Source organism: Mycobacterium sp. TH-M11, from assembly GCF_057473725.1.
This window is the reverse complement of the sequence record NZ_JBYCLD010000145.1, coordinates 1-2260: the sequence shown is the minus strand read 5'-3', so window position 1 is coordinate 2260 and position 2260 is coordinate 1. Positions and strand designations below refer to the sequence as shown.

Genomic DNA, 2260 nt, shown 5'->3' with positions numbered 1-2260 from the left:
GCCGGCGCGGTGGGCAGGTTGGCCGCAATCGAGGTGAAGTTGAACGGCGTTATGGCATAGACGAATCCATCCAACGGGCGATAGTCGGTGCGGTTCCATTCGCCGCTGCCGCTCAGTGGCTGCTGGGCCAGTATCTGCCGGGCGAAAGCGACGTTGAACCGCCAGAAGTCCGCCGTCTCGCACGACGCGTCGATTTCGGCCTGATACGCGGTCTTGGATTGCCCGAGCATGGTCGCCGCGGCAAACTTCTCCCGCCACGGACCGGCCAGTAGCTCCGCGGCACGCAGAAAGATCGCCGCCCGCTCGTCGAACGGGGTCGCCGCCCAGTCTGTTCGAGCCAGCGACGCGGCCTGGACGGCCGCCGCCGCATCGCGGTGTTGGGCATTGGTCAGCGTGCCCAGCATGGCGCGGTGCCGGTGTGGCTGGACAACGTCGATCCGCTCGCCGTCACCCATCCGATGAATGCCACCGATGACGTGCGGCAAGTCGATCAGGTTATCGGCAACCGCGACCAGCGCGGTCTGCAGGCGGGCCCGCTCCGGCGAGTCCGGCGCGTAGTCGTGGATGGGTTCGTTGACAGGCTGCGGTACATCGGTAATCGCGTCCATGTCTCAGCATCTCAGCGTGAGCGCCGTGTTGCTTTGGTCGATCACACAAGCCCGCATCGACTAACTAGTAGAATCGGCCAAGATGAGTGTGGGGCTCGGGCAGCTGCTGTTAGCCCTGGACACGACGGTGGCCAGGCTGATCGACGCACCCCGCGGCCTGGACCTGGGCGTCGCGTCGGTGGCGCTGATCGACGCCGACGATGTGCGGCTCGGAATGCGCCGGGACTCGGATTCCGCCGACATCTTCTTTCTGCTCGGTGTCCCCGACAGTGCGGCACAGCGCTGGCTGGAGAAATCTGCCACCGGCGCGGCCCCGGTGGCCGTGTTCGCCAAGGAGCCGTCTGCCGCGCTGGTCGCCCGGGCCGTCGTGACCGGAACGGCGGTGGTGGCCGTCGATCCCAGGGCCCGTTGGGAGCGGCTGTATCGACTGGTCGACCACGTCCTGGAACATCACGGCGATGCCGGCAACGATTCCGGTGCCGACCTGTTCGGGTTGGCGCAATCACTGGCCGACCGCATCCACGGCATGGTGAGCATCGAAGACGAGCAATCCCACGTGCTGGCCTATTCGGCATCCAACGAGGAGGCCGACGAACTGAGACGGTTGTCGATCCTGGGCCGTGCCGGCCCGCCTGAACATCTCAGCTGGATCGGCCAGTGGGGCATTTTCGACGCGCTGCGCGCCGGCGGCGACGTGGTGCGCGTGGCCGAGCGACCGGAACTGGGGCTGCGACCGCGACTGGCCGTCGGCATTCATCAGCCGGGCTTCGACGCGCGGCAGACACCGGCGTTCGCCGGCTGCATCTGGGTCCAGCAGGGGTCGCGACCGCTGGCCGACGATGCCGAGGAGATGCTACGCGGTGCCGCCGTGCTCGCGGCCCGCATCATGGCGCGGCTGGCCGCCAGGCCGTCCGCCCATACCATGCGGGCACAACAACTCCTCGGCCTCATCGACAGCGGGCCCGTCGATGTGGATGCGATAGCCCACGAACTCGGGGCGGTCACCGATGGCCAGGCCGCATTGGTTGCGTTTGACCATCCAGACAGCCACAACTCGGGCCATGGCCGACTGGCCGATGTTCTCGCGCTGAGCGCCAACGCTTTTCGCGCCGATGCGCAGGTCGGATCGCGCGGCTCACGGGTATATGTGCTGTTTCCCCAGACCGCCAAGCGGTCGTCGTTGCAGTCGTGGGTTCGCGGCACGATCAGCGCGTTGCACACCGAAATGGGTCTGCAGCTACGGGCGGTGGTCGCCGCACCTTTGGCCGGGCTGGCCGGCTTGCCGGCCCTGCGTTCAGAGGTCGATCGTGTACTGGATAGTGTTGCCCGGCATCCAGATTCGTTTCCGGCGGTGACATCGTTGACCGAAGCCCGGACCGCCGTGCTGCTGGACGAGATCGTCACGATGATCGGCACCGACGCTCGCCTGGTGGACCCGCGCATCCGCGAGTTGCACGCTTACAACCCGGCCTTGGTTCAGACGCTACGGGTGTATCTGGACGAGTTCGGCGACGTTGCCGCCGTAGCGAGAAAGCTTCACCTACATCCCAACACCGTGCGCTACCGCATCCGCCGAATAGAGTCGCTACTCACCACATCGTTGGCCGATCCTGATGTCCGGCTGTTACTTTCGCTGGGACTGCGGGCTGTCG

The 2260-nt window shown here is 66.4% G+C and carries 2 protein-coding genes; one reads left to right on the top strand and one right to left on the bottom strand.

All coding sequences use genetic code 11. The features are described from left to right. Window positions 1-608: aldehyde dehydrogenase family protein (locus AC2VOG_RS06250; protein ID WP_486939047.1), on the bottom strand; the 608-nt coding region annotated here is incomplete at its 3' end. An 82-nt stretch (window positions 609-690) separates the two neighbouring features. On the opposite strand from AC2VOG_RS06250, the gene AC2VOG_RS06245 reads away from it, so the two are divergent. Next, window positions 691-2260: PucR family transcriptional regulator (locus AC2VOG_RS06245; protein WP_486939046.1), on the top strand; the 1570-nt coding region annotated here is incomplete at its 3' end.